The organism is Kribbella sp. NPDC051952, from assembly GCF_040680855.1.
Taxonomy (GTDB): domain Bacteria; phylum Actinomycetota; class Actinomycetes; order Propionibacteriales; family Kribbellaceae; genus Kribbella.
The window spans coordinates 37,171-63,085 of sequence record NZ_JBFAXQ010000036.1; the positions used below are offsets into that span (position 1 = coordinate 37,171).

General features: G+C 66.2%; 21 protein-coding genes and 2 pseudogenes. 8 read left to right on the forward strand and 15 right to left on the reverse strand.

The window, feature by feature from the left end; all coding sequences use genetic code 11:
• Positions 1–5 precede the first annotated feature (5 nt).
• From AB0L70_RS37970 to AB0L70_RS37985, 4 genes are all read right to left on the reverse strand, one after another.
• A complete protein-coding gene (locus AB0L70_RS37970) occupies positions 6–1,388 on the reverse strand; it encodes an NAD-dependent malic enzyme (protein WP_363691718.1) in 1,383 nt (460 codons plus the stop codon).
• Positions 1,389–1,478: 90 nt separating this feature from the next.
• Positions 1,479–2,489 carry an ornithine cyclodeaminase family protein gene (locus AB0L70_RS37975; RefSeq protein WP_363691719.1) on the reverse strand — a complete coding sequence of 337 codons (1,011 nt, stop codon included), beginning with the start codon at positions 2,487–2,489 and terminating at the stop codon, positions 1,479–1,481.
• A complete protein-coding gene (locus tag AB0L70_RS37980) occupies positions 2,486–3,388 on the reverse strand; it encodes an ABC transporter substrate-binding protein (protein ID WP_363691720.1) in 903 nt (300 codons plus the stop codon). The genes AB0L70_RS37975 and AB0L70_RS37980 overlap by 4 nt, the downstream gene beginning before the upstream one ends.
• A 2-nt stretch (positions 3,389–3,390) precedes the next feature.
• On the reverse strand, positions 3,391–4,857 hold the full coding sequence (locus AB0L70_RS37985; protein WP_363691721.1) for an MFS transporter: 1,467 nt from the start codon (positions 4,855–4,857) through the stop codon (positions 3,391–3,393).
• A 156-nt stretch (positions 4,858–5,013) separates the two neighbouring features.
• Between AB0L70_RS37985 and AB0L70_RS37990 the strand changes: the two genes are divergently transcribed.
• Positions 5,014–5,973 carry a pyridoxal-phosphate dependent enzyme gene (locus AB0L70_RS37990; protein ID WP_363691722.1) on the forward strand — a complete coding sequence of 320 codons (960 nt, stop codon included), beginning with the start codon at positions 5,014–5,016 and terminating at the stop codon, positions 5,971–5,973.
• A gap of 1 nt (position 5,974) precedes the next feature.
• Here the strand turns inward: AB0L70_RS37990 and AB0L70_RS37995 are convergent, their stop codons facing one another.
• Together AB0L70_RS37995 and AB0L70_RS38000 are read right to left on the reverse strand one after the other, a co-directional pair.
• Positions 5,975–7,417, reverse strand: a complete 1,443-nt coding sequence (locus AB0L70_RS37995) for an NAD(P)/FAD-dependent oxidoreductase (protein WP_363691724.1) — start codon at positions 7,415–7,417, stop codon at positions 5,975–5,977.
• A 1-nt stretch (position 7,418) separates the two neighbouring features.
• Positions 7,419–7,988, reverse strand: a complete 570-nt coding sequence (locus tag AB0L70_RS38000; RefSeq protein ID WP_363691726.1) for a hypothetical protein — start codon at positions 7,986–7,988, stop codon at positions 7,419–7,421.
• A 123-nt stretch (positions 7,989–8,111) separates the two neighbouring features.
• Here AB0L70_RS38000 and AB0L70_RS38005 point away from each other — a divergent pair, with 123 nt between their 5' ends.
• The 4 genes from AB0L70_RS38005 to AB0L70_RS38020 all read left to right on the forward strand — a co-directional run bounded on the left by AB0L70_RS38005 (position 8,112) and on the right by AB0L70_RS38020 (position 12,098).
• Positions 8,112–8,675, forward strand: coding sequence for a TetR/AcrR family transcriptional regulator (locus AB0L70_RS38005; RefSeq protein ID WP_363691727.1), 564 nt, complete (start codon positions 8,112–8,114; stop codon positions 8,673–8,675).
• 105 nt (positions 8,676–8,780) lie between these two features.
• Entirely contained in the window at positions 8,781–10,103 is a 1,323-nt protein-coding gene (locus tag AB0L70_RS38010; RefSeq protein ID WP_363691728.1) for a hypothetical protein, read from the forward strand.
• Between the two features lie 4 nt (positions 10,104–10,107).
• Positions 10,108–11,265 carry an enolase C-terminal domain-like protein gene (locus AB0L70_RS38015; RefSeq protein ID WP_363691729.1) on the forward strand — a complete coding sequence of 386 codons (1,158 nt, stop codon included), beginning with the start codon at positions 10,108–10,110 and terminating at the stop codon, positions 11,263–11,265.
• Between the two features lie 29 nt (positions 11,266–11,294).
• Complete coding sequence (locus AB0L70_RS38020; protein WP_363691730.1) at positions 11,295–12,098, forward strand: alpha/beta hydrolase; 804 nt, start codon at positions 11,295–11,297, stop codon at positions 12,096–12,098.
• Between the two features lie 138 nt (positions 12,099–12,236).
• On the opposite strand, the gene ppgK is transcribed toward AB0L70_RS38020, so the two are convergent.
• Positions 12,237–12,989: a polyphosphate--glucose phosphotransferase gene (gene ppgK, locus AB0L70_RS38025; RefSeq protein WP_363691731.1), complete on the reverse strand. Its 753-nt coding sequence runs from the start codon at positions 12,987–12,989 to the stop codon at positions 12,237–12,239.
• Between the two features lie 578 nt (positions 12,990–13,567).
• Positions 13,568–14,544: pseudogene (locus tag AB0L70_RS38030) on the reverse strand (transposase).
• Between the two features lie 50 nt (positions 14,545–14,594).
• Between AB0L70_RS38030 and AB0L70_RS38035 the strand changes: the two are divergent.
• A pseudogene (locus AB0L70_RS38035) lies at positions 14,595–14,729 on the forward strand (hypothetical protein); the annotation flags it as partial.
• Positions 14,711–15,292, forward strand: coding sequence for a dihydrofolate reductase family protein (locus AB0L70_RS38040; RefSeq protein ID WP_363691732.1), 582 nt, complete (start codon positions 14,711–14,713; stop codon positions 15,290–15,292). The pseudogene AB0L70_RS38035 and the gene AB0L70_RS38040, both read left to right, overlap by 19 nt.
• Before the next feature lie 679 nt (positions 15,293–15,971).
• Here AB0L70_RS38040 and AB0L70_RS38045 read toward each other — a convergent pair.
• Positions 15,972–17,114 (reverse strand): helix-turn-helix transcriptional regulator, encoded by a 1,143-nt coding sequence (locus tag AB0L70_RS38045; RefSeq protein WP_363691733.1) that lies wholly within the window; start codon positions 17,112–17,114, stop codon positions 15,972–15,974.
• 89 nt (positions 17,115–17,203) lie between these two features.
• On the opposite strand from AB0L70_RS38045, the gene AB0L70_RS38050 reads away from it, so the two are divergent.
• Positions 17,204–18,226 (forward strand): methyltransferase, encoded by a 1,023-nt coding sequence (locus tag AB0L70_RS38050; RefSeq protein ID WP_363691734.1) that lies wholly within the window; start codon positions 17,204–17,206, stop codon positions 18,224–18,226.
• A 1,373-nt stretch (positions 18,227–19,599) separates the two neighbouring features.
• On the opposite strand, the gene AB0L70_RS38055 is transcribed toward AB0L70_RS38050, so the two are convergent.
• From AB0L70_RS38055 to AB0L70_RS38080, 6 genes are all read right to left on the reverse strand, one after another.
• On the reverse strand, positions 19,600–21,054 hold the full coding sequence (locus AB0L70_RS38055) for a hypothetical protein (RefSeq protein ID WP_363691735.1): 1,455 nt from the start codon (positions 21,052–21,054) through the stop codon (positions 19,600–19,602).
• Positions 21,051–22,442 (reverse strand): DUF4365 domain-containing protein, encoded by a 1,392-nt coding sequence (locus AB0L70_RS38060; protein ID WP_363691736.1) that lies wholly within the window; start codon positions 22,440–22,442, stop codon positions 21,051–21,053. The genes AB0L70_RS38055 and AB0L70_RS38060 overlap by 4 nt, the downstream gene beginning before the upstream one ends.
• Positions 22,443–23,167: 725 nt before the next feature.
• Positions 23,168–23,398, reverse strand: coding sequence for a hypothetical protein (locus tag AB0L70_RS38065; RefSeq protein WP_363691737.1), 231 nt, complete (start codon positions 23,396–23,398; stop codon positions 23,168–23,170).
• Positions 23,399–23,620: 222 nt separating this feature from the next.
• Positions 23,621–23,815 (reverse strand): hypothetical protein, encoded by a 195-nt coding sequence (locus AB0L70_RS38070; RefSeq protein WP_363691738.1) that lies wholly within the window; start codon positions 23,813–23,815, stop codon positions 23,621–23,623.
• A 167-nt stretch (positions 23,816–23,982) separates the two neighbouring features.
• On the reverse strand, positions 23,983–24,897 hold the full coding sequence (locus tag AB0L70_RS38075; RefSeq protein WP_363691739.1) for a helix-turn-helix transcriptional regulator: 915 nt from the start codon (positions 24,895–24,897) through the stop codon (positions 23,983–23,985).
• Complete coding sequence (locus AB0L70_RS38080; RefSeq protein ID WP_363691740.1) at positions 24,855–25,367, reverse strand: DUF6879 family protein; 513 nt, start codon at positions 25,365–25,367, stop codon at positions 24,855–24,857. Before AB0L70_RS38080 ends, AB0L70_RS38075 begins: the two co-directional genes overlap by 43 nt.
• Positions 25,368–25,915: the final 548 nt, after the last annotated feature.

Below are 25,915 nucleotides of genomic sequence, written 5' to 3' on the forward strand. Positions count from 1 at the left end.
GTAGGTCAGTGGGTGACTGCGTCGCGCACCGCAGCGGCGACGGCCGGCGCGACGGCGGCGTCGAACACGCTGGGCACGATGTAGCTGGCGTTCAGCTCAGCGTCGGTGACCGCGTCCGCGATGGCGGCCGCGGCGGCGACCATCGCCGTGTCGGTGATCTCGTGCGCGCCGGCGTCGAGCATGCCGCGGAAGAAGCCGGGGAACGCGAGCACGTTGTTGATCTGGTTCGGGTAGTCGGACCGGCCGGTGGCCACCACCGCGGCGTGCTCGCCGGCAGCCGCCGGATCCACCTCCGGGTCCGGGTTGGCGAGCGCGAACACGATCGCGTCGTCGGCCATCGTGGCGATGTCGTCGCCCGTCAACAGGTCGGGCCCGGAAACGCCGATGAACACGTCCGCTCCGGCGAGTACGTCGGTCAACGAACCGGTCTCGCCGCGCGGGTTGGTGTTCGCCGCGATCCAGCCACGGAAGTCGTCCAGCCCCTCCTGTCCGGAGTGCACCACGCCGGTGCGACCACAGGCGACGATCTCCCCCGCGCCCTGGGCCATCAGCAGCCGGATCACCGCATGACCGGCCGCGCCGACACCTGACACGACGATGCGTACGTCCTCGATCTGCTTGCCCACCACGCGCAGCGCGTTCGTCAGCGCGGCCAGTACGACGATCGCCGTACCGTGCTGGTCGTCGTGGAACACCGGGATGTCGAGCAGGTCGCGCAGCCGGCGTTCGATCTCGAAGCAGCGTGGTGCGGCGATGTCCTCCAGGTTGACTCCGCCGTACACCGGCGCGATCGCGCGCACGATCTCGACGATCTCGTCGGTGTCCTGGGTGTCCAAGCAGACCGGCCAGGCGTCGACACCGGCGAACTGCTTGAAGAGTGCGGCCTTGCCCTCCATCACCGGCAGCGCCGCGGCCGGCCCGATGTTGCCGAGGCCGAGCACGGCCGAACCGTCCGTCACCACCGCGATCGTGTTGCGCTTGATCGTCAGGCGGCGGGCGTCGGCCGGATTCTTCGCGATGGCCTGACAGACCCGGGCGACGCCCGGGGTGTAGGCGCGGGACAGGTCGTCGCGGTGCTTCAGCGGTACTTTCGGCACCACCTCCAGCTTCCCGCCCAGGTGCAGCAGGAACGTCCGGTCGCTGACCTTGCGCACGACCACACCCGCGGTCGCGGCCAGCGCCTTCTCGATGACGGCCGCGTGGTCGGCATCGACCGCATCGCAGGTCACGTCGACGACGATCCGGTCCGCGCGGGACTCGACGACATCGAGCGCGGTCAGGGCTCCGCCGGCCTGGCTGACGGCGCTGGTCAGGGACGCAGTAGTGCGCGGGGAGGCCGGAGCCTCCACGCGCGCGGTGATCGAATAGCCCGGGCTGGGTGTCGGCATCGCGGTTCCAATCTCTGGGGTGCGTTGTGATGAGTGTGTCTCGCCTGCCCGATCCCGGCGAGCAGACGAGACACACGTCTTCGGGTTGGATCAGCGCAGTCTGAGCTCCACGCCGAGTCCGGTACGTCGTGCCGCGTCGACCGCGAGTCGTGCCGCGGCGACGTCCTGGATACCCAGTCCGACGGAGTCGTAGAGCGTCACGTCGTCGTCCGTACGGCGTCCTTTGCGCGCACCCGTGATGACGTCGCCCAACTCGGTGCGGAAGTGCTCGGCGGTGATGGCGCCCTCGCTCAACGGGACCAGCACCTCGCCCGATTCGCGTCGCGCCACGTCGTAGCTGTCGACCACGACCAGGCTGCGGACGATGCCCTCGGTGTCGATCTCGCGGTGATCGGGTCGCGGCGGCGCACCGACGGCGTTGACGTGCAGTCCGGGTTCGAACCACTCGCCCCGGACCAACGGTTCACGTGACGGCGTCAGGGTGCACAGCACATCCGCCGTACGAATCACCTCTTCGGGGCCTTCGGCAACGATTACCTCGGCGACCCGTTCCCGCGCGTACGCGGCGAAGGCCTCGACGGTCGACCGGCTCCGGCTCCAGACGACGACCTTGTCGATCGGGAGCACACAACTGAGAGCGTCCAGATGTGCCCGGGCCTGAGCCCCCGCACCGACCAAGCCCAGTGTCCGCGAGTCCGGGCGAGCCAGGTGTCGGGTGGCTACCGCGGAGGCCGCGGCGGTACGGAACAGGGTGAGCACTGGCCCGTCAAGGATCGCCTCGCAAGAGCCTGTCTCCGCGTCGACCAGGACGACCGTCGACTGCTGCACGGGCAGCGATCGCTCCGCATTGGCGGGGGTATCGGTGAGCAGCTTGATCCCAGCCACGCCCTGTGGCGCGATCGCGGCGGTCATCGGCACGAGCAGCGTCGTACTGCCGGGAACCTCGATCGCCGATCGCTCGGCCTGCACCGCGTCACCGGTGCTCAGCGCGGCGTGCGCCTGCTCGACGACCTCGATCACGTCGGACATCTCAAGTGTCTTGGCGATCTCGGCCCGGCTGAGCGCGAGGATCGGACGGGACGCAGTACCTGCCACGCTCACGACGTCACCGCCGCGGCCGGTCGCGGGTCAACGAGTTCCGCATAGGGCACCGGCGCGTCGAGCAGCCCGTCCTCGGCGAGGATGCGCATCCACTCGTCGTACCCTTCCTCGTTGATCCGCAGGTCGTCCCAGAGCCCGCTCGCGCGAAGGTCGTCGACGACGCCGATCAGCACCTCGGTGTCCAGCCCCGGCCACTCGCGAGCCAGCAGGCCGGACAGCTCAGCCGCCTCGTGTGCCTTGAGCCAGTCCAGGCTGCGCTGCAGCGCGCGGCAGAACCGCTCGGTCAGACGATCCTCCCGGGCCAGCACCGCCTCGTTCGTGTAGTAGACGCTGTTGGGCATGAGCCCACCGGCGCGGTCGGCACGGACCGCGACGTACGCCTTCTGCTGGTGCTCGAGGAACGCGGCGTTCACGAGGTCGGTGACGAGGGCGTCGCCCATGCCGCCGAGGAACAGTTCGGTCAGCATCGATCCGGACAGATCGCGGACCCACCGCACCTTCGACATGTCCACGCCGGCGGCCCGCATCAGCCCGGCGGTGTGCACGTACGGCGCGGTTCCGCCTGCCCCCGGGGCGAGCACGATCTTGCCCTCGAGGTCCTTCCAGCCGAAGGCGTTCGTCCGCTCGCGGGTCATGACCGCTTTCGGGTTGCGGGCGTTCAACTGCGCGAACGCCCGGTACTCACGGCCGCGGCCGTGGTACATCGCCGGAACCCAGAGGCCGCCGAGCGCGACGTCGGCGCTGCCTCCGTCCAGGTCGGACAGCACCTTGGTCCAGTCCTCAGGCGCGGTCCGCGAGAACTCGAGTCCTTCGTCCGCGTAGAAGCCGAACTCGCGGGCGACGTACTCCGGTAAGTAGTTCGGCCAGTGCGACGTGGCGGATACATGTAGACGGTCCATGGTCAGACTCCTTGGGAGGTCGGGATCGAATCTGAGTTGTTGATGTCCTCCAGTGAGCGGCCGTGCGTCTCCGGCGCGAACCGGCTCGCGATGGCCATCACGGAGTACATGGCGGCGATCAGGACGAACACCGCGACCATGCCTGCCCGGTCGAGCAGCAGGCCGGCGAGGATCGGAACGAACGCACCGGCGACGTTGCCCTGAACGGCCACCATCGCGGTGCCGAAGGCGCGTACCCGGGTCGGGTACAGCTCCGGCGCCCAGGCGAAGATCGTGCTGTTCAGCAACAGCACGAAGAACTGGAAAAGGGCCCCGAGCAACAGAACGAGAGCCGGCGAGTTGGCCAGGAACCCGAACGCGAGCGCGGCCACGCAGGCCATCACGGCTCCGGCGGTGATCACCAGGCGACGCGGCAGGTGCAGCGCGGCGTAGGTGGCCGCGGCGGCGCCGAACAGGCTGCCGAGGTTCATCACCATTGTGAACGCGAGGCTCTTGGTGATCGTGTAGCCCTGCTCGACCAGGATCGTCGGCATCAGCACCAGGACCGTGATCTGCGCACCGAACGTCATCCACGAGATAACCGCGAGCGCGGCGGTTCGGCGCAGCAGCACTCCCTGGAAGACCTCCCCCAGCCGAACCTTCTCCGGCTTCACGGCCCGCGTAGTCGCATTCTCGACGTACGGCGTGGCCGGACGGCCGCTGTCCTTCAGCCGGCCCGAGGCGAGGCGGGTCAGCACCTGGTTGGCCTCGTCGATTCGCCCGCGGGACGCCAGGTAGCGCGGTGTCTCCGGCAGGAAGCGCCGATAGGCCAGGACCAGGATCGCCGGCAGCACGAGCAGGCCGAACATCCACCGCCAGCTGGTGCCGGGGCCGCCGAAGAAGTTGCCGAGCGGACCCAGTACGACGGCGGCGAAGCCGAAGGAGACCACGTTGCCGAACCCACCGGCGCCGATGTTCAGCGAGGCGACCACCGCGCCGCGGTACTTGGTCGAGACCAGCTCGCTGAGCATCGTCATACCGGCGGCGATCTCGCCACCGAGGCCGACGCCGACGATGAAGCGGCCGATGGCGAGCACCGTGTACCCCGGCGCGAGCGCACAGACCAGCGCGCCGATGCAGTAGACGCCCAGGTTGAACGCCAGCGCGAAACGCCGGCCCTTGTAGTCGCCGAGCGCACCGGTGACCACCTTGCCGATGATCATCGCGCCGATGGTCACCGTCTGCAGGAACGCCAGCTCGGGCGTGGAGATGTTCCAGACGGACTTGAGCGCCGGCCCGACCGCACCGAGGCTGTTCTCCTCCATCACGTCGAAGAAGGCGCCGAGCAGCACCATCAACAGGATCAGCTTGTGCGCACGGTTCAACGGGATCGCGTCGAGCGCCCGGCCGACCGCCGAGACAGCATCGCCGGCCGGCCGCTCGTCGACGACGGCCGGACCAACCTCGCTACGGGTTTCCGAACTGTGCATCGGGTCGCCCTCCTTCAAGGACAGTGATCGAGCCGAGCCGGGATCTCGGGTTGGGTGATGATATGCTTATCAGTCATCTGACCTTTGCGAAAGGCCTCGACCCGAAAACCCCCGACTCGTCTCGCCACCCGAGACCCGGCACTACAGTGCTGTCGTGTGTTGGAGACGCGGCTCGATACCGGGCGGATTCGGGCGGCGCGGCAGGTCATCGACCCGGTCTTTCTCGACAGTCCGCTGTACTGCTGTGAGGCGCTCGAGCCTGAGCTCGGCTGTGCGGTGAGCATCAAGCTCGAAACCGCCAACCCGATCCGCAGCTTCAAAGGCCGCGGCACCGAGCTGGTTGCGAGTCAGCTCGCTGAGAACGGCTCGCAGGCCGTCGTGTGCGCCAGCGCGGGCAATCTCGGCCAGGCACTCGCGTGGTCCGGTCGCGGCCGAGGGCTCGACGTCACCGTGGTGGCATCCCGGTTCGCGACCGCCACGAAGCTTGATCGCATCCGCGCTCTCGGCGCCAAGTTGGAACTCGTCGACGGCGACCACGAGCTGGCGCGCGAGCGAGCGGCCGCGATCGCGTCGTACGACGGCATCCGGCTCCTGGAGGACAGTCTGGACCTCGAGACCTGCGAGGGCGCGGCGACCATCGGACTGGAACTCGTCGACACGAAGCCGGCGTTCGACGCCGTGCTGATCGCCCTCGGTGGCGGGGCGCTGGCCACCGGGGTCGGTCATGTGATGAAGGAGTTGGCGCCCGACGTCGAGGTGATCTGCGTTCAGCCTCTTGGCGCACCTGCGCTGTCGCGGTCATGGCACGAACGACGCGTTGTCACCACCGCAACCACCAACACCATCGCCGACGGCGTCGCCGGCCGCTACCCCATCCCGGCCGTCCTGGACGACCTCCTCCTGGTCGCCGATGACGCCGTACTCGTCCAGGAAACGTCGATCATCACCGGCATGCGCATGCTCCTCCACCACGCCGGCCTCGTCGTCGAACCCTCAGCCGCACTGGGCATCGCAGCGATCTTGGAAGATCGCGCCCGCTTCGCCGGCCGGCACGTGGCAACCATCATCTGCGGCAGCAACGTAAACCCGGACACCTACCACCAGTGGGTCAGCTGAACTAACGGTCGCGTCCGTCGGCCTCGAGCAGACGGAGCCAGATCTCGCTCATGGTCGGGTAGGCGGGAACCGCGTGCCAGAGCCGGTCGAGCGGTACCTCAGCGGTGACCGCGATCGTGGCCGCGTGCAGGAGTTCGGCGACATCGGGTCCGACCGCGGTGAAGCCGATCAGGATGTTGCGGTCCTCGTCGACGATCATCCGAGCCTGGCCGCGATAGCCGTCCGCGTGCAGCGCCGCACCGGCAACTGCCCCGAGGTCGTGGTCGACGACCCTGGTCTTGAAGCCGGCCGCGGACGCTGCCTCGGCTGACAGACCTACGGCGGCGACCTCGGGATCGGTGAAGATCACCTGCGTGATGGCGCGTTCGTCGGCGGTGACCGCATGGCGTCCCCACGCCCTCACGTCGAGCTGCTCGCCGCGAGCACGCGCGGCGATCGAGTCGCCCAGGGCACGGGCTTGGTACTTGCCGTGATGGGTCAGCAGGGCTCGCTTGTTCACGTCGCCCGCGGCATACAGCCAGCCGTCGCCGACCGGCTTGCCGTTGCTGTCGACAACAGTGAGAGTGTCGTCGACGTCGAGCCAGTCGCCGGGGGTGAGACCGAGGCTGTCGAGGCCGAGGTCCTTGGAGTTCGGCGTACGTCCGGTGGCGACCAGGACCTCGTCGGCCGTCACGCTTCGACCGTCGGAGGTGACGAGGTGTACGGCGCCGTCCTCGTCCCGTCGCGCCTCGGTGACGTCGGTGCCCAGGTGGAGCGAGACACCTGCCTCTCGGAGAGCGGCAGCGACGTACTCGCCGGCGAAGGGCTCGACACCGGGAAGCAGTCGGGTCTGGGAGAGCAGCGTGACCTGCGAGCCGAGGGCGTTGAACGCGGTGGCCATCTCGGAACCGACAACTCCGCCACCGATGATCGCCAACCGATCCGGGATGGCGTGCGCGGCCGCAGCTTCCCGACTCGTCCACGGCGTCACGTCCGAGAGACCTCGGATGGGCGGCAGTTGAGCACTGCTGCCGGTGGCGACGACAACCGCATGACGCGCTTGCAGGACAGTCGTCGTGCCATCGGTGGCGGTGACCGTGACGGTCCGGGTGTCGGTGATGCGTCCGTGTCCGCGGACCAGGGTGATCCCTGCCTGATTCAGCCAGTCGACCTGGCCGGCGTCACTCCAGTCGGAGGCGAACCGGTCCCGCCGGGCGAGTACAGCGGATGCGTCCAGGTCACCGCTGACCGCCTTGCCGGCGGCCGGAAGTGCTCGTGCGGCTCGGACCGCGGCTGCGTCGCGGAGCAAGGCTTTGGTCGGCATGCACGCCCAGTAGGAGCACTCGCCGCCGACGAGTTCGCGCTCCACGATCGCTGCGCTCAGGCCGCCTTGCACCGCTCGGTCGGCGACGTTCTCGCCGACCGGGCCGGCGCCGATGATTACGACATCGAAGGTGGAGGTCACGTCAGATCGCCTTGCCTACGAGGCGGCGCAGGCGGAGCGCCGAGATCAGGAAGAAGATGCCGCCAAGAATGGCATATCCGGCGATGCCGGTGACTGAAGGCTTCGCCGCGCCGGCCATGACGATGAAACTGGTCCCGGCGAGGGTGGAGATCCCGCCGCTGAGGATCATCGCCCACTGCCCACCGAGCCGGTAGCGCTGGATCGCGACGACCAACTGCACGATGCCGGCCGTGATCGCCCAGGCGCCCCAGACCCGCAGCACGCTCGGGATGCCGGAGGCCGCGGCGATGGCCAAGCCGATCGCCGCGAGCAGGCTCAGTGCCATGTTGAGGTACAGCGGGGTGCGTGCTCGCGTCGTACCCGAGGAACGGAAGTCGACCACGGCCGCGGCCAGGTCGAACAGCGGGTAGATCACCAGCAGGGTGACGCTCACCGGGTTGAGCGTCGACGCGGTGAGCAGGACCAGGACGGCCCAGACAACGGCGAATCCGAAGCGGGCGCCGTACAGGTTGCGCAGTCCGGTGGTCGCGTTGGTGGTGCCGCTACGGCCGGCTTCGAGAGAGGTGGACATCAGATTCCTTGTCGAGAGACAGAACGATCGGTCTCTCTGAGCTTGGCTCAGGTTCTCGCCAATGTCAAGACAGACCGTTCTGTCTGCTAATCTCGACACAGGATCTCGAAAAGGGAGAGGCGGATGTCGGAACCACGAGCGAGACTGCTCACGACGGCCAGCGACCTGTTCTACTCCGAGGGGCTCCATGCGGTCGGCATCGATCGCATCATCGCTACCGCGGGAGTGACGCGGTCAACGCTGTACCGGCACTTCCCGGGCAAGGACGACCTTCTCGTCGCCTATCTCATCCAAGCCGACGAGGCGATCCGCGAGCGAATGACCACCGCGCGGACCCAGGACGCCTCCCCCGACGACATCGTCCGAACTGCCGCTCAGTCGATCGCCGACGACATCCAGCGCACCGGCTTCCGGGGCTGTGCGTTCCTCAACGCCGCCGCTGAGTACCCCGACGCGGCCCATCCCGTCCACCAGGCGGTCCTCAACCACCGCCAGTGGTTCCTCGACACGATCACCGAACTCTTCTCCGCCACCGGGAAACCCGATGCGGAGTTCGCCGCCCAGCACTTCGTCATGCTGCGGGACGGCGCGATGACGGCCGGCTGCCTCACCGATCCGAAACCCATCTGCGAGACCTTCCTGCGCGGGGTCGAGGGCCTCCTGAAGTACCGCAGCAGCCAGTCCTAGCAACGCTGCACGCCTGTCTAGCCTGCAATCTTGACAGACAAGTTTTCCGATCTGAGGATTGCTCCGCGGAGTTGGTCGACACCGAACGCGCGCGGAAGGGTCACTGTGCCTCTGAACGAGATCGCCGCCAGCCTGTACCCGTGGGACCTGGCGGACGAGGGTGTGGAGCACGTTCTCGACGTACTGAGTAGCCGCGCGGAGGTGAACTCGGCGTACCTGGTCGGCCTTATGCACAAGGAGAAGCGGCCGCTTCACGCGCGGCACTATCCGCACAATCCCGTCCGTCGCTACTACGTGCCGGAGGACAGCCGGGTGTACTGGGCGCCGGACCCTGGCAAGTACCAGCGGATCAAGCCGTTGACCACCGAGCGCGACTTTCTCGTCGGTCATGACTGGCTCGACGAGTTGGTCGCCGGTGCCCGGCAGCGCGGGATGCGCACCGGGTGCGAGATCTCCCACACGATCATCGACGCGCAGTACGCGCGGGAGAATCTGTCCGACGTACTGCAGCGCGATGTCTACGGCAACCTCGTCGGCACCTTCGAAGCGGTCGAGGCACAGCGCGCACTCCCCTGCCTGAACCATCCCGACGTACAGGAATATCTCTACGGCTTGTTCGCCGACGTCGCGGCCAATCACGACGTCGACTACGTGCAGACCTGCCTGGTTCTCTTCGGTGCCGGACGCGACGACGGCGGCACGCACAGCTTCGGCCCGACGGCCTGGCAGCAACTGCTGGCCGTGGCGACCGGCGGTTGCTTCTGCGCCGCCTGCAAGGCAAAAGCCATCGACGAAGGGCTGGACTGGGACGCCGTCGTTCGCGAGGTGACCCATCTGGCCAATCTGTCCCGCCGGATCGGGCTGGAGGAGCTGCACGAGCGCCAATTGCTGGACGAGTCCAACTACTCCGAATCGGCGCTGCTGATCGAGTACGAGGCGTTCACCGCGTGGCTGCAGTTCCGCAAGCGCTCGATCAACCGGCTCTTCGCGCTGGTCCGGGAGGCACTCGCGAGCTCCGGACGGCAGGTCGAGTTCCGGTACAACACCTACATGGCCTCGCCGGAGCGTGCCGGGCTCGATTTCGCCTCGGCGTTCGCTCATGTCGATTCAGTCCGTGAGTCCGACTACTCCGATCAGCTCGGCACGGCCGAGGGGGTGGCGACGAAGCGGGCGAAGTTGATGAAGTGCCGACGCGCGTTGCGTGAGGATCAGCAGTTGATCGCGGCTCTCGGCGTACGTCCGAATGCGACAACGCAAACGTTGACCGACAGCATCAAGGCGGCCGTCGAGGCCGGTGCTGACGGCCTTTCGTTGGGGCATTACGACGGCGCGACGATGGAGCGGCTCGAGGCGGTCCGGATCGGTCTGCGTCGGTGGGAGGCGCGGGAGCGCGACTGGCAGCCGCTGTCCGATTCGCCGACGGAGTAGCGGCATGTCCATCGTCTCTGAGGTTGAGCTGATCGAGTTCGACCACACAGTCGTGCACGGGTACGACCGGATGGGTGAGCCCCTCAGTGCAGCGACGAGCCGGACGACGCGTCGTTTCGGGGTCAGGATCCGCACCGACGAGGGCGCGGTTGGCGAGTACGTCGTCTTGTGGAGCGCACCGCCGTACGCGATCGGGCAGGTCAAAGCCATGGCGGCGAGCCTCGTCGGGCGGGACGTGCACGATCGGGAGGCGATCTGGGACAGCTTCAACGGTGGGTTCGCCAAGACGGACCGGATCGGCGCCGGCGCACTCGACATCGCGCTGTGGGATGTCGCCGGCAAACTGGCCGGGCTCGGGGTGTCCCAGTTGCTCGGGCGATTCCGTGATCGGCTTCCGGCGTACGTCAGTACTGTCGGCGGCGGGCACGGGCTGGGCACCCTCGCGACGGCGGACAGCTACCGCGACTTCGCCGACGAGTGTGCGCGCAGGGGCGTGCCTGGCTTCAAGATCCACGGTCGATCGGCCGGGACCGCGCAAGACGAGATCGAGATCTTCGGCGTCACCGCGGAGGGGTCGGCCGGTCGCAGCGACATCATGACCGACCCGGGCAAGAGCCTGCCCACTCTGGCCGCGGCCCTCAAGCTCGGCCGCTTCTGCGACGAGGTCGGCGCATTCTGGTGGGAGGACCCGATGCGCGGCGACGCCCCGCTCGCGCACCGCATTCTCCGCGAACGCGTCCGTACGCCGCTGCTCATCACCGAGTTCGTCCGTGGCCTCGAACTGCGGACCGCGTTAGCCCTGGACGGAGCAACCGACTTCCTCCGCGCGGACCCTGAACTGGACCTTGGCATCACCGGCGTCATGAAGACCGCCCACGCAGCCGAGGCCCTCGGCCTAGACCTGGAAGTCCACGCAGCCGGCCCAGCCCAACGCCACTGCATGGCCGCAATCCGCAACACCAACTACTACGAACTAGGCCTCCTCGACCCCACCACCGGCAACCCCCTACTCCCCAACGTCTTCGCAGACACCTACACCGACGACCTATCCGCAGCCGGACCCGACGGCTGCGTCGGCATCCCACCCGGCCCCGGCCTAGGCGTCACCTACGCCTGGGACCGCATCGCAACCCTGAACGCAGACCACACCACATTCCACTAGCCGAGGTCGATCTCCCGCGAGGTGCGCTAATGTCCGCAGCTATGTTCGGTGTGCGAGGTACGACGGAACATCTGGCGTGGTACCGGACCGATGAGGCGGAGGCTGAGGTCGTCTTCCTGCACGGGTTCTCCGACTCTGCGCAGTGCTGGGAGCCACTGATCGGCGCGATGCCTGGGATTCGGGCGCTTGCGATCGATGCGCGCGGCCATGGCGAGTCCGGCCTGCCAGAGGAACCTTTCGGCTACGCGGCACACCGCGACGATGCCGCCCTCGTCCTCTCGAGCCAGCCTCGCGACGGCGGAGTGGTGGTTGTCGGCCATTCGATGGGCGCGCTGTCGGCCGCCTATCTGGCCGCGTCGAGGCCAGACCTCGTTCGTGCCGTTGTCCTTGAGGACCCGCCGACTGGAGAGCCGTCTGCCGCCCGACGAAGGGGCCCGTCGTCAATGCCCGATTGGCTTGCAGAGCTCCGAGAACTCGATCTGCCGGCACGCATCGCACGCGGCCACTCCGCGGACCCCGACTGGCCCGAGGACGAGCTCGAGTCCTGGGCAGTCTCGAAGGCACAACTCAACCCGCACCTGTTCGACCTGCCATCCCCCGACCCGACCCCGCTGACCGACCTACTGGCCGAAACAACGTGCCCAGTCCTGCTGATCCACGGCGACCCTGCTCGCGGCGCTTTGATCTCCACCGAATACGCAGAACGCTGTGGCCAAGCCGCAGCCGGCGACTTCCAAGCCGCCCACATCTCCAACACCGGCCACTCAGTCCGCCGAGACAACCGCCCCCAATACCTCGCCGAACTAACCTCGTTCCTCAACCACCACCACTAACCGTCCCCGAACCTGGTCGGTGGACGATCGCTGCCCTCACCTCGGCCAATCTGCAGCCGCGGAGGAAACGCTCTCGAGCCACCGGCGGCCGCGGACGCTCGCGGTACGGCGGGCCAGCCGTCGCCAGGCTGTAGTCGCTTACTCGGTGAATTTCTCGTGCGCGGCCATCGCGGCGCCGACGATTCCGGCGTTGTTGAGCAGCTGGGCCGGTTTGACCGGAGTGGAGATCTCAAGCAGCGGCACCCACTTGTCGGCGTGCTTGCTGATGCCACCGCCGACCACGAACAGGTCGGGTGTGAACAGGTTCTCCACGTGCCGAAGGTATCGCTGTACGCGCTTGACCCACTGTTTGTAAGACAGGCCCTCATCGTCCTTCGCCGCCGAGGATGCCTTCTTCTCCGCGTCCTCTCCGTCCAGCTCGAGGTGCCCGAGCTCGGTGTTGGGCACGAGCTGGCCGTCGAGCAGCAGCGCACTGCCGATACCAGTGCCGAACGTGAGCAGAATAACCACGCCGCCGACGCCCTTGGCCGCGCCGAATCGAGCCTCAGCGATGCCTGCCGCGTCGGCATCGTTGAGCACGGTCACGTCGCAATGGGTGCTGTCGGTGAGGACCTTGTCGACGTCCGTCCCGATCCAGCTCTTGTCGACATTCGCGGCGCTCCTCGCCACCCCGTTCTTGATGACAGCCGGGAACGTCGCACCCAACTCCCCGCTCCACCCGGCCTCTTTCACCAGCCGCGCCACGACCGCGGCAACGGGCTCCGGGGTCGACGGATCAGGCGTCAGATACTTCACCCGCTCCGTCGCCAGGTCACCCTTCTCCAGGTCAACGATGGCGCCCTTGATCCCGCTACCGCCAATATCAACCCCAAAAGCCATCGACTTCGTCATCCTGGCCACCCGTTCTCTCCCGTCACCTGCAGTTGCCGCACCAGCTCAGCGCCCGCGCAGCCGTCGACCACATCAGCACACCGACGCGCATCGACCAGACACACTCCCCACCCTGCCACGAACCTCCCACCCCGTCAGCGACGCCCGCCGGAATCCTTCTCGACGCCCCACGTTTGCACCAGCCCCGCCTCCAGCCCGCCGGCCCCACCTCGTCGGGTCCACACTCTCTGTTTGTTGACACAGAAGCATCTCCCCCGAACGCTCTACCATTCGGGGCCTAACAAACCCCTGAATGTCGTTGACGAAACTCTTCTAGTCCCCGGTAATTCATACCGATACTTGTGATCTTTAGTTCAGAGGAGCATGGTCTTGGTTGCAGAGTTTGGGGGGACGTTGTCGCCGATCGGAGACAATGCCAGGTTCTGCGTTCTCGCAGGGGGTTGATCGGCCGCTAAGGCCCAGCGGTTTCACATCGCTGACTCTGACATAACCATGCGTGACCCATGCTGCCCCGCGCCAGAATTCCTGACAGCTAGAGGAGACCGCAAATGGACGAATGCCGGAAGTGCCACAGCTCGCTACACGAATGTTCCGACTGCAATGGTCAAACGAACACAACCATCCTCGGAGACAAACTCACCTGCAGCACCTGCCGATCCACCGGCAAACTGTGCTCCACCCACGGCGGCTTCTGGGAGTAGCCCTCCCCAGCCCTTCCGGACGTAGCACTGCCGTACGACGCCAGAAACTGGCTCTTCACGATCAAGGGTGTGTCGGGGTCTGAAGTCGCCAGTCTCCAGGAGTGATCGGGCGATGTAGTTGGTGAGGTTGCGGAACCCGAGGGTGGAGCCGCGGAGGTGTTCGAGGCCGCCGTTGATGGCTTCGGTGGGTCCGTTGGAGGTGCCTGGCCGGTCGAAGTAGGCCACGACGTCGGCGGCGCGCTTAGCCAGCGTCCGGCCGAGGGGGCGACCTCGCTCAGGAGGGCCGGGACGCCTCGGCTGATCGAGGCGATGAGCTGCTCCATCATCGGCCTTGGTCTGGACGCGGTCGGGTTCCACGGCCTTGCTGGACGCGGCGGCGGGAGCGGTTCAGCATGTCGCCGGCGAGGCGGACGACGTGGAAGGGGTCCATCACAGCGACCGCGTCGGCAGCTCTTGGGTGGTGGCGGTCTTGAACCCGGTGAACCCGTCCATCGCCACGAATTCCACGCCGTCGCGCCAGAACGCCGCGCGTTCGGCGAGCCACTGTTGGAACGCTTGCTTGGAGCCGCCTTCGACCATGTCCAGCAACCTCGCCGGACCGGTCCGGTCCCGGAACGGGTGAGGTCGATGATCACGGTCACGTACCCCAGCGGCTCGTGCGCCAGAGGGCGCGTCACCGGGTCCCGAGGCGCTCCCTCACACCCGCGGCGGCGACACCACCGATCCGGGGCGATGACCCGACAGGCCAGGCCTGCACGATCCCGATCGAGTCGCTGTCCGGCCACTTCAAGGCCAAGCTCGTCGAGCCGGCAGAACGTGGTCAGATCAGGGCAGGCGAAGGTAGCGTCAGACACGTCGAGGTCTTCCGGATGGGCAGTGTGAGAGCTTCCATCCTCGGAAGACCTCGATCCCTACCCGCCAACCGACGCGCCAACCGACGCGCCAACCGACGCGCCAACCGGCCCTACACCCTCAAATGGGAGAGCTCGTAAACAGGACGCGAACAAGGAGAGAGCACTCGTGCCAGAACTACTCGTAGATTTCATCACCTCGCTTGACGGTTACGGCGCCGGCGAGGGCTGGCCGGGCCATTGGGGGCTCGCCGGACCCGAGTATCTCGCCTCGCTGGAGGAGGACCCGTCGGCCGGCTACCTGGTCCTGATGGGTCCGAACACGTACCGGCTGATATCGGGTGTCGCTGCGGACGGGGCGCCGGGAACCGAGGGACTCGCCGGCTTGTCGAAGGTCGTGTTTTCGAGCTCCCTCGAGGAACCGCTGTCGTGGCCGAACACGCGGCTGGTCACGGGCGATGCGGTCGCCGCAGTGGCAGACATGAAGGCCAACGGCGCGGTGTCGATGCGCACCATAGGCAGCCTGACCCTGTGCCGCTCGCTGTTGCGCGCCGGACTGGTGGACCGCTTCCGAGTGTGCGTGTTTCCAGTCATCACCGGCAGCACCGGTCGAGAGCGCATCTACGACGGCTATCCCGATGTCGCTTTGGACATGATCAGCAGCCGTACGTTCGACGGCCGCATCCAGCTGCTCGAATACGCGCCACGAGTCCTCGATGGTCCACCCAACGCCACAACACAAGACACCTGACAGATCAGGTGACGAGATGGCTGCGACCTACACCTTTGGTGTCTTCTTCACGCTCGACGGCTACGGCCCTTACACGCCCGAGGCCGACTGCGTGGGTACCAGGGAAAGCAAGCCCCGAGCCGCCAGAGCGCGGGAGTGAGTTCTGAGGTCCGGCGAGCGTTCGGACCGGGTGCTCTGCGGCGTCAAGCGGCACGACCCACCCCAGTCCATTGCAGACCGCAACTCTGAACGTCGAATCCTGCCGGGGGCACCCACAGACATCTGCTTCGAACCTCGACCATTAGAAAGACGGCCGAGGTCCTTCGTGTTGGCAGTCATGCGGGCGCGGAAGCGTCCGCGAGCGGGGTGGCCTCGGGACACATGTTCCCTGGCCGGAAGGAACCCCGGCACGAGCAGCTGGGTCCTTGCGCTCGACCCTCAGGCCACCAGCGCTGTCACCGAAGGCTGGACGACAGGACCGAGCGCGCGGGAACGTCGACCATTCGCTGTTGGTCGATTCGGTCGAGGATCGCGCTTAATCTCTCCACAAGTTGTTACTTGATCTACATCCAGATCAATTTCGCGTATCTCTGTGCATATCCGCGCAGTGTGCTCACTTTGATCGGCCTGCGCCCGCCATGCAGGGAGAACCCGGCACAGCCTGGGCTGTAGCACGGGACGGCACACTGGACGGTCGGCGTCAAGGTTCGTCGGGTGAGATGCCGCGCACCAGCAGGCCAGGTGTCGCGCCGGCCGGGGCCTCCCAGCGGGTCGCGTAATGGTCGAGGAAGATCTGCCCGACCAGCTCGCCCCGGCTGCGCACGCCGGTCTTGTCGAAGATCGACTTGAGGTGGTCCTGCACGGTGTACGGCGACATGGTCAAGGCGCGGGCGATCTCCTTGGTTACCCGACCCTGAACGCACTGCACGGCCACCTGGCACTCCCGGTCGGTCAGGCCGTACGAGAGGGCGATGACCGGCGCGACATCCTGCGGGGTAGCGGGATGAATGATCACCGCGGTCCTGTCGCCGGAGCCTCCGCTGAGCCGGGTGCCGTACAGGAGGAGCCAGGCGCCGGAGCGGGTCCGGACCCTGGCTCGGGCGGCCAGCTCGAGGGGGTCGGTGCCGGGCGTGATCGCGCGGGCGCGGGCAGCGATCGCCTGCACGGTCTTCGACTCGCTCGGTGAACTCGGTGGAGGCTCTTCGACAAGCTCGCCGATCCACCGCTCCGCGGCACCGGAGATCGACTCCGGCTCGCCGTGCTCGTCGAATACGACCACCCCTGGGCCGTGGTCCACCGGCCCTCCGACGTACGGCGAGATCGGCCGCGCCAGCATGGCGCGGCGCAGACCAGTCGCGATCACGGGAGCCAACGTGGCCAGCGTCTGCACCTCGCCCTCGGTGAACCAGGCTTCGCCGGCTCGACGCAGGAAGGCCGCCGCGCCCCAGTAGATGCCATCGGCAACGAGCGACACGCGCAGCTCGTCGCCGAATCCGTGGTTCTCCTGGGACCGGTGCCGAATCGAGCGGGACAACTCGCCGTGGGTGTCGATGCTGGTCGCACCGGCGATCCGGCCGCTGCGGGCGAGGAAGGACCACTTGTTGACGTCCTCGATGACGTACTCGTGATGGGCCAGCCATGAGCCGGAGCAGCCGACGTTCCGGTTGACGCTGCCGGTGAACAGGATCGTTCCCGGGTCGACCGTGTGGCAGCACCAGGCGTGGAAGGGGATGGCGGTCGCGAGCACATCGGCTACAGCGGAGCCGAAGTCCACCCACGTCATTCCGCCGCCACCCAGCCGGTGGATCTCGTCGCGGATCCGCGGTGCCAAAGTCCCGGTCACCTCTGCAGAGTACGGCGCGGCCCATGTCCGGCGGCACCCCCAGAATCGTGGGATTGCGGCCATCTGAAGCCGCTCAGCACGCTGAGGGCATGACGACCACAGACACACCCTCCACGGGGAATCTCCGCGACATGACGCCGAACCGGATCTTCGAGATCGCGCAGGGCTTCATGGCCAGCAAGCACTTGTTCGCGGCGTCCGAGCTCGGCGTGTTCGAGGCGCTGGGCGAAGGGCCGGTGGATCTCGCCGGTCTCGCCGCCCGCACCGGTCTCTCCCGGCGTACGGCACGCATCAGCGCGGACGCCATGGTCGCGATCGGCCTGCTCGAGCGGCATGGCGACCGCTACGCGAACAGCTCGGTGGCGGCCACCTTCCTGTCCGGAGCGACCCCGGCCGACTTCCGGCCGCTGCTCAGGTTCTGGGACCGGCTCAGCTACCCCGCCTGGGAGGACCTCGCCGGCGCCCTCGGCCGCGGCCGACCGGCCCATGAGATCTTCGAGATCGACGACGACCTGGTTCCGATCATGTCTGCCGGCATCGCCGCCGCCACCGCCGCGGCCTGCGATGCCCTTCCCGAGGCGGCCGCCCTGCCTGCAGGAAGCCGGCTGCTGGACGTCGGCGGCGGCACCGGTTCCTGGTCGATCGCCCTGGCCGCGGCCGACCCGGCCCTCACCGCAACCGTCCTCGAACTCCCCTTCGTTGCGCCTGTCGCACGGGAACAGCTGCGCGCGACGGCGTACTCAGACCGCCTTGACGTCCACGTCGGTGACATCCTCGTGGCCGACGACCTGCCGCGGGGGTACGACGCCTTCCTGCTTGCCAACCTGGTGCACTGCTTCGCTCCGGAGACCAACCAGTCGATCCTGCACCGGATCCGCGCCGCTGCCGAACCCGGGGCCCGCCTGCTGCTCGCCGACTTCTGGACCGACCCGACCCACACCCAGCCGCTCCCGGCCGCGCTGATGGCAGGCGAGTTCGCGATCCACGTCAACGACGGCGACGTGTACAGCGTCGAGGAAGGCACCGCCTGGCTGCACAACACGGGCTGGCGCCGTCTCGATCACCGCCCCCTGGCCGGACCGATCAGCGTCATCGTCGCCGAGACCGCTTGAACCCGGAATGCGTGGGCGGCGCGGAATCGTCGTTACGGCCACCTCATTCGCCTTACCGGGTGCCGCGGCTGACGCTTGCAGGAAGGGAGTTTCGCGACGATCTCGCACCAGGTCCAACAGGGCCGGACGGAAGGAGTCGTCGCGTGTCCCGCCCGGCCCGACTCGTCGCGGTCCTGCTCAGCCCGCGCCTCCACGGATGCTCGGCGAACCACGCCCACTGGACCACGGAGCGGTCAAGGGCGCGCGCCAGCGCGCAGCCGCCGGCCGTCCGGCAACAGCCGGGGGTTGGTGGGAGCGGGCGTAGCAGGTGCGGGAGGAGCGGAGCGACGGAGCGCCTGCGTAGCACGCGTGGGATGAAACCCCTTATCTGATGCGCATGCCCGAGATGCCTCGGGAGATGCTAGGCGTTGACTTTCGCTGGTCCCTTCGAAGATGGTGTAGATCTCTCTACCCTGGCGGCCATCTCCATTAGGACAGGCCTGTTTGCCATCTGACCTGCAGTTTGGTCCTTCGTCCATGATCAACAGTGGTCTGCGTTTGTCAGCGTCTTACGGAGTTGTGACGGAGCAAGAATTTGCCTGCAGCAACATTTCGAGCCTGCTAGAGGCTTGCGAATAGGAGCGAAACTTCACTCCGAAAAGCGGCCTGACCAGGCTCGCGGCGGCGACAGTCGCCTGGCTCTGGGTCCCCCCGTTGCGTGGAGACATCCCCTTGAGGCGAGGGCGATGGCTGAGGCGAGACGGAAGTTTGATCAGTAGTTCCGGCAGGGCGCGGCTCGATTGTCCGAGAGACCGGTAACCGATCGCGCAGGTGGCCGGCGAGCTGGGGGGCAATGCGCGAACGCTGGCGAACTGGGTGGCCAGGAACAAGAAGGCCCACCGCAGTGACGGTTCGTCGACCGAGGACGAGCGGGCCGAGCTGGCCAGGCTGCGCAAGGAGAACGCGAAGCTAGCGAAGGAGCGTGATGTGCTCAAGCGCTCGGTGGCCCCTGGGTCAATGAGGCGACGGGTCGGTAGCCGTGGCCTGCTTCACTGCGCCCAGAGGGGTGCCGCACGGGACCAACTGCTGGCGCTGGGGGTCAACCCGGCGTAGTTCCACAAGTGGCGCCACGGCGACGCCTCGCTCTGGCACGCCGGTGGAGCGGTTGCTGGCCCGCACGCCAACCGCAAGCTCGCGCGACGCGAGCAGTTGACGGTGGCGACCAAGCGGTGGTTCGCCGCGCCCGGGACTTATGGGTCGCCCCGGATCACCGCGGACCGGCGCGACGAGGGCCGGCGAGGCAGCCAGAACACCGTCGCGCAAATGATGTGTGAGCTCGCCCAGCGCTCAAGCCCGCCTTGGATTTTCCCTGGATGAGTCCGCCTGACTTTCAATCACATGTAGTGGGCGTAGCGGCCGGATACAGGTGCGTCGGTTCCATGGTGGCGCAGAATGTTGCCGACGGTCCTGGCAGTGCGCAAGGTGATGGGGATGCGGCCGTCCAGGCGGGTCTGGTTCCAGTTCATTTTCGTCAGTGCCAGCACCTCTGTGGCGAGCCTCTCCGGCGACGATTCGGTGTCGACAGTGCGGATGCCGAGCGGCTGGGGTACGTAGTGGCCCGGGTACGTCTTGTAGAAGGGAACGGCGCCGGTGGTGTAGAGCAGATGCCGGTCGTCGTCGAGGGTGAGCATTGTGCCGCGCAGTGGTGGTTGTTGGCCCGTGCGGTAGAGGCGGATGTGGTCTGAGTTGGTGAGCCATAGCAGTTCAAGGACTTCTAGGCGCTCAGTGTTCGCGGCCTGGTTGAAGCCGGCCATCTCGGCCGGAATGTAGTTGCTGGCCTTGTGCAGCACTATGCGGGCCGGGGTGTTGCGGTGTTCTGCCCTGTAGCGCTGGAGGGCAGTTTCAAGAAGGGCATAGGCGTCCCCCTCCGTCAGGTGGGGCTGGCGGTCTTCTTTGGAGATGGTGGCGGGGCCCCCGCGGACGATGATGCCGTCGCCGCGTTGGTTATAGATCTGGGCGACGCTGGTATGGAGGCTTGTGTCCGCGGACTTGTAGAACGTGATGCCGATGTAGCAAGAGGTGAGGTCGGCGGGATCGCGTGGGAGACGCCAGGGGACGCCACCGTTCTTGTAATACAGAGCGGTGTGCAGGTTCCAGGCGCGGGTCGCTTCGTCTTGGTTGGCGCCGACTCGGCTGGTGTGCGGGTCCTTGAATTTCGGGTCCCAAGTCGAGCGACGCACGATTTGGATGGGCTGTTTGTAACGCAGGGAGCGTGCTTTCAGCAGTGCGTGGAAGTCGCCGATCAGCCCCGAGTCCTTGCCGCCTTTGGTCGACCCGTCGACCTCGACGTCATCGAGGTCTCTCGGTGCACGGGATAGGGCAGCGTCGTTTAGATTGTCGGGTCTGCACACAATGACGACATCACATGATGGTTCGTCGTGCAGCGCCTGAAGCTCGCGGTCGTACAGATCGACTGCCTTCGAAACTGCCTGCAGCGGATTTAGTCCGTCGAGAGCGTCGAGGTCGCGTTTGCTAACGGATCGGGTCAGGCGCGGGCTGAAGTTGATAATGGACCGGAAGCCCTGATGGACGTCGAACCCGGGGAAGGGCACATACAGGTGCGTGAGGTGCGTGTCGGTGAGCGCGCCGATTCCGCGGCGGCATTTGTCCAACCATGTCTGGAGGCCGTCGATGGATGCTTGCGGGCCGATGATGGCAGCCCTGACCACCCTGGGAGTTGGGTCTTTGATGTCGGCAGGCCCGTAGTGCCACACACCGTGCTTGGGGTCGATGTGGCAGCCGCCACCGGCGAACTCCAGCAGCGGCTCCTCGATGAACGCTGCCTTCACAGTTCCGCCTCCTCGTCCTCGTTGAATTGCAGTAGACCTTCAAGATGCTCGAGTTCTTGGAGGTCCGCATCGACGTCAGTTCCCGCGGGGCCGAGCGGTTCGCCATCCGCGGCTGGAGAGGCCAGCCAGTGCTTGTCGGTGATTCCACGCTCCAAGTCGAATCGGAGCGGAGCCCCGAAGTCGAGGATTTGTTCGGGCGCTTCGTAGAACAGGTCCGGTGCGGTCTCTCCCATGAGGAAGCTAGCCCACAGCAAGGTTTCCCCGAGACGCGCCGGGTTCTTCTCGATCCGCTTCATCTTCGCGAGGTTCCGGTCCGCGAACCGGAACTCCTTGTACCCATCGTCGGTGAAGAAGTAGTCCGGGAGGAGTTCGCAGAACCACTCGTCGCCGATGCGGGAGAACTGGGCCCGCAATGCTGCATGTCGATAGAACTGCGGACGCGACGGGTCGTCCTTACGCTGGTAATAGCCCTTGAACACCAGCCGTTCCCGGCCGGACATCGAAACTATGTGCCGCTCGGTCAGGTCCTTGGTCGGGCGGAAGTGCAGAAACTTCCTGCTGTTGTTCCAGCGACAATCTGCGCGCACGTCGTGCTGGAGTGCTGCATTGAGCAGCCACACGGCAAGCCGCTGCGAATCCGCATCACTCGCGACCAACTCACCGAACGGCAGCGACTCCACCGAGCCGGACGGCACCACATCAAGCGCAGTCCCCGCGGCGGGTGACCACATGTAGATGCGGCCCCCTTTAAGGACGAAGTCGGATCGGAAAGACCTTCCGGAGTCCGTCTGGACGGCGTACACCGCCCCAGGTTTCGTGTGCTTGGTCTTCGCGACGTAGATGACGTCAGGCACATCAACTGGCAGCAGATTCGAGCATAGCCATTCGTTCTTCGTCTCCGCGGCCGGCGTGTGCGCGACACCGTGCGGATCCACGATCGCGAACAGCTTCCCGGTGAAGTCCCCGATGAACGCCTGGGTCGCCTTGTTGAAGTCGATACGGCGAGACGCACGGTTCGACGGGTTCTCGAACCAGGGCTGCACGTGCAACCACCAGGCCTGGCGTTCCTTCGGATGGGAGCAGATGAGGATGACCGGCACCTCGGACTTCATCCAGTACTCGATGTCTTCCTCATCGCACAGGTACCAGAACCCGTCATTAGTCTCCCCCGAAAATGTGGCGTCAGATGCCTTGGATTGCACCATCACGTGTCGGTTCGACATCTCCCCACTGTCGGGATCACGGAGTTCGATGCTGCCGTCGATGCCGGCATCGACAACCCGGTCGTGCCACACGTGGCCCATCTCGTAGATGAGCATGTGGATGAGCCCGATGCCGCCGTCACCCTTGTGCTGGCTGTCGGTAATCCTCTTTGGCCCTCGTCCCATCGACCCTCACCTAAGAACGTGTTTTTCCAACACCCCATGGTAGGAAGCAGTACCGACAGATTTTGCGGCCAGCCTTGGTCGCGATCATTGTCGGGTGGCCTCCTCCGATATCGTCATCGACGACAGAGGCTCCACCCATGCGGAGCCCCACCGCAGCGCATCGTTTGTCCGGCGCGAATTCTCGGGCTATGGAGGTTCTCGGCGAGCAGGCACGCCCAGCTCTACGCGTGGGAATCCGTCCAGCGACTCTGGAACACCTTCTGGATCGAACTGGCGAGTAACAACCTAGGACTGGTCACTTCTTCTCCAGCACCTCGAGTGTCTACAGCATGACGTCCAACGGTCCGTAGTCTCTGGAACGGTCAGCCCGGCGCACGAGACCAAGCCGAAGCTCGAGGACGACATCTCCGACTGGCTCAGCAAACAGTTCGGAGCTTCGGCTCACCTCACGTCGCATCGACCGCGAGATCCGAGGACGCCGAACCGCGGCAGCCGGCGTCACTACATGCAACCCGCTGGGTTGTTCCATCGTCTACATCGTCTACTGGGTTGCTCCTGCGCTTGCGCCCAACGTCCTGCAAGCGCCACCACCCAGATCCGCCACAGTCCAGACCGCCATGTCGAGGTCGTCGTACTCGACATGGCGGTCCACAGTCTGACTTGAGCTCCTAAAGCCCGCACATCGGCACAGTAACTATGAGGAATCAGCCCGCAACCAGCACCATTCAGGTGCTACGGATCGGGCTGGCCAGCAGCGAGTCGCGGGAGAGCGCGAGATACGAGTCGTCGGTAAACAGATCTAGATCGGCTTCAGGCTGCTCGAGTTCTGGAGCATCCAAAACAGGCTCGTCGGGTTGCTCGGCCGACTCCGCCTCGTCATATGCGGCTTCAGCGGCGACTCGCTGTGCAATCAAACTCAGCCTGTCTACCTCGGCCTTGAATGCCGCGAGTTCCACGTCAGCGTCAAGCCACCGATCAGTCGCAGGCGACCGACCGAGCCCTCTGTATCCTTCAGCTCCAGGCGTGTGGTTAAGGTGCGTGTTCGGCCTCGGACTCGCGCCTTAACCATGCGGGGCCAGCGGCGACCCAGATCGACATTCTGTTCGATGGCGGGACGTTCCACGGCCGTTGTCCGGAAGACCCATCGGCGCAGTTGCCGGTTGCGGACGTTCCGGCGCTTAGCCAGTGAGCCAGTCTGGGCAGGCGAGATCGCCGTCATCGAGCCACACGGTGCCGGACGTGTCTTTGTGTAGGCCCTGGTGGTAGCCGAGGACGCACGGATCGTCGGTGTTTGGGTGGCGGCCGTCGCAATCCAGTTCTTGTGCTGAACGCAGCACTGGCCAGTCGCCCGTCGTCTGCCTGGTCAGGTTCACCTTGTCGTCCTTCGATCGCAGCTAGCGCTTGGATCGGTCAGGGCGACAGGGCAGGGGAACCGCGTACCGCCCTACGCACGCTCGGGGCTCACCCATCGCCCTGACCGTGGTTAGACGGTAGGAGTTCGGGAGGCTCCGAGCCTACGAACTTGCACGTGCTTGCAGGACTATTCGAGGACTTCGAGGGCGGTGGCAATCAGGCGCCGCGCGCGGGCTCCGACTACGGCGAGTTTGGACAGGCGGGCGAAAGCGTCGGCGTACATTGCGACCTCGCCGGGCTGGGTGATGGTCAAGTAGCCAGAGATGAGTTCGACGTTGACCTGGGCGTCGTCGAAGATCCAGAAGTCCTCGACTGGTGGCATCGCTGTGCGGTCCGCGCCGAGGGGCAGGATGCCGAGGGAGACCGAGGGCAGCTCGCTGACGGTGAGGAGGTAACCGAGTTGGCCAGCCATGACGTCTGTGTCGCCCATGACGTTTCGGAGGACAGCTTCCTCGATGAGAACAGCGAACGTTCTGTCCTTCTGGTGAAGCAGCTGCAGGCGCTCGTTTCGCACCTGAACGGCGCCTTCGACGTCATCTGGGAGCCCGCGGCGGGCTGCGGTGCCGCGAAGAAGAGCGCGTGTGTAGCTCTCCGTCTGTACTGCGCCGGGAATCAACCAAGGTGAGTAGGTCCGGAAGCGTCGGGTGCGCTGCCAGATAGGCATGACTGACTCGTGGGCGCGCCGAAGGCCACCGCGTTCCATCCGCCTCCATTGGATGAACATGCCCTCAATCGCTTCCAGAGAGGCGATGAGATCGGCGGTCTGGTCCGTGGCTTCACAGCGTGAGGCCCACCGGCGAATGTCGTCGGCTGACGGCGACGTCTTGCCGTTTTCGATGCGTGACACCTTTGACTCGTGCCAGCCGCAGGACGACGCGAGCGCCCGTGCGGTGAGTCCGGCAGTCTTCCGGATCTCACCTAAACGGGCACCAAAGTCGCGTTTAGCCTTCTGGGCGTTCGAGAAGGCGGGGGGTGTCGGCAACGGTTGCAGGCCTCGTGTCAGCTCGGTTGGTACTCCTTGTGTGGGATTGCTCGATTCCACACAGCCTCGAATGCTGCTACGCACAACTTAGCCAGATCCGGATCGTCGGAGCGCTCTTCGCCTACCCAGGTCCCATCGCCGTCGCAGAAGTTCCAGAGCACGATCTGCTCGTCAAAGATCCAGAAGTCGTTCGGTGGGACCAGCAGGCCGGCTGTCTGCTGTCGCGGTAGCCACCGCACCTCCTCGCCGGCGGCGATGTTGTGCGGCTCGGTGACGTCGTACTCGAACCTCACGTAGTCACTGATCGGCTCCGAGACGATGCGGGCGCGTCGGATCTCCACTCCCCTGCCGGTTGTGTCGCGCACCAGGTCGTGGAACACCTGCCAGCGGACGGCAGGGTCGAAATGGTTGCCCGCCTGCCACTCGTGCCAGTCCGGGTCGTTGGGCTCGTACAGATCGCGAGTCTCGAGGTGCTGCGCGCTGCGTTGAGCTGAGCGGAATAGCTGGAAGGCAAGAGGTTCAGCTGTCACCCATCGCTCCTCTCAGGACCGATGCCATTCGAGCCGGGATTCGCACCACCGCTTCGTTCTCCTGAACTGGAGCTGTTGCGTTGACTTCCGTCATCGCCTCAGCGTCGAGCTTGTATCCCTGAATCACCAAGCTGCCGTCGACATCGTCGACCCACACGGTCGGACAGTTCGTGTTCGGGCAGGTGGTGTCGGTGCCGACGTATCGCAAAGCCATGATCTCTACCCCATCCCGTAGCTTGCATGGACTTGCAGCATAGATCGAACAAGGCCCAGACGGAGGGGTCGTGGCGTGTCCCACCTGGCCGACTCGTCGCGGTCGTGCTCAGCCTGCGCATCCACGGGTTGGCTCGCGAACCAGGTCCCGCCGGACCACGGGGTGGTCGAAGGCGCGCGGCAGCGCGCAGCGTGCGGGCGACAGCCCGCTGACGTCGGCGACAGCCGACCAAACCGGCGACAGCCGGGGGGTGGGTGGGAGCGCGCGTAGCAGGTGCGGGAGGAGCGGAGCGACGGAGCCGCGCCTGAGCGCTTGCCTTCTGCGCGTCTCAGGG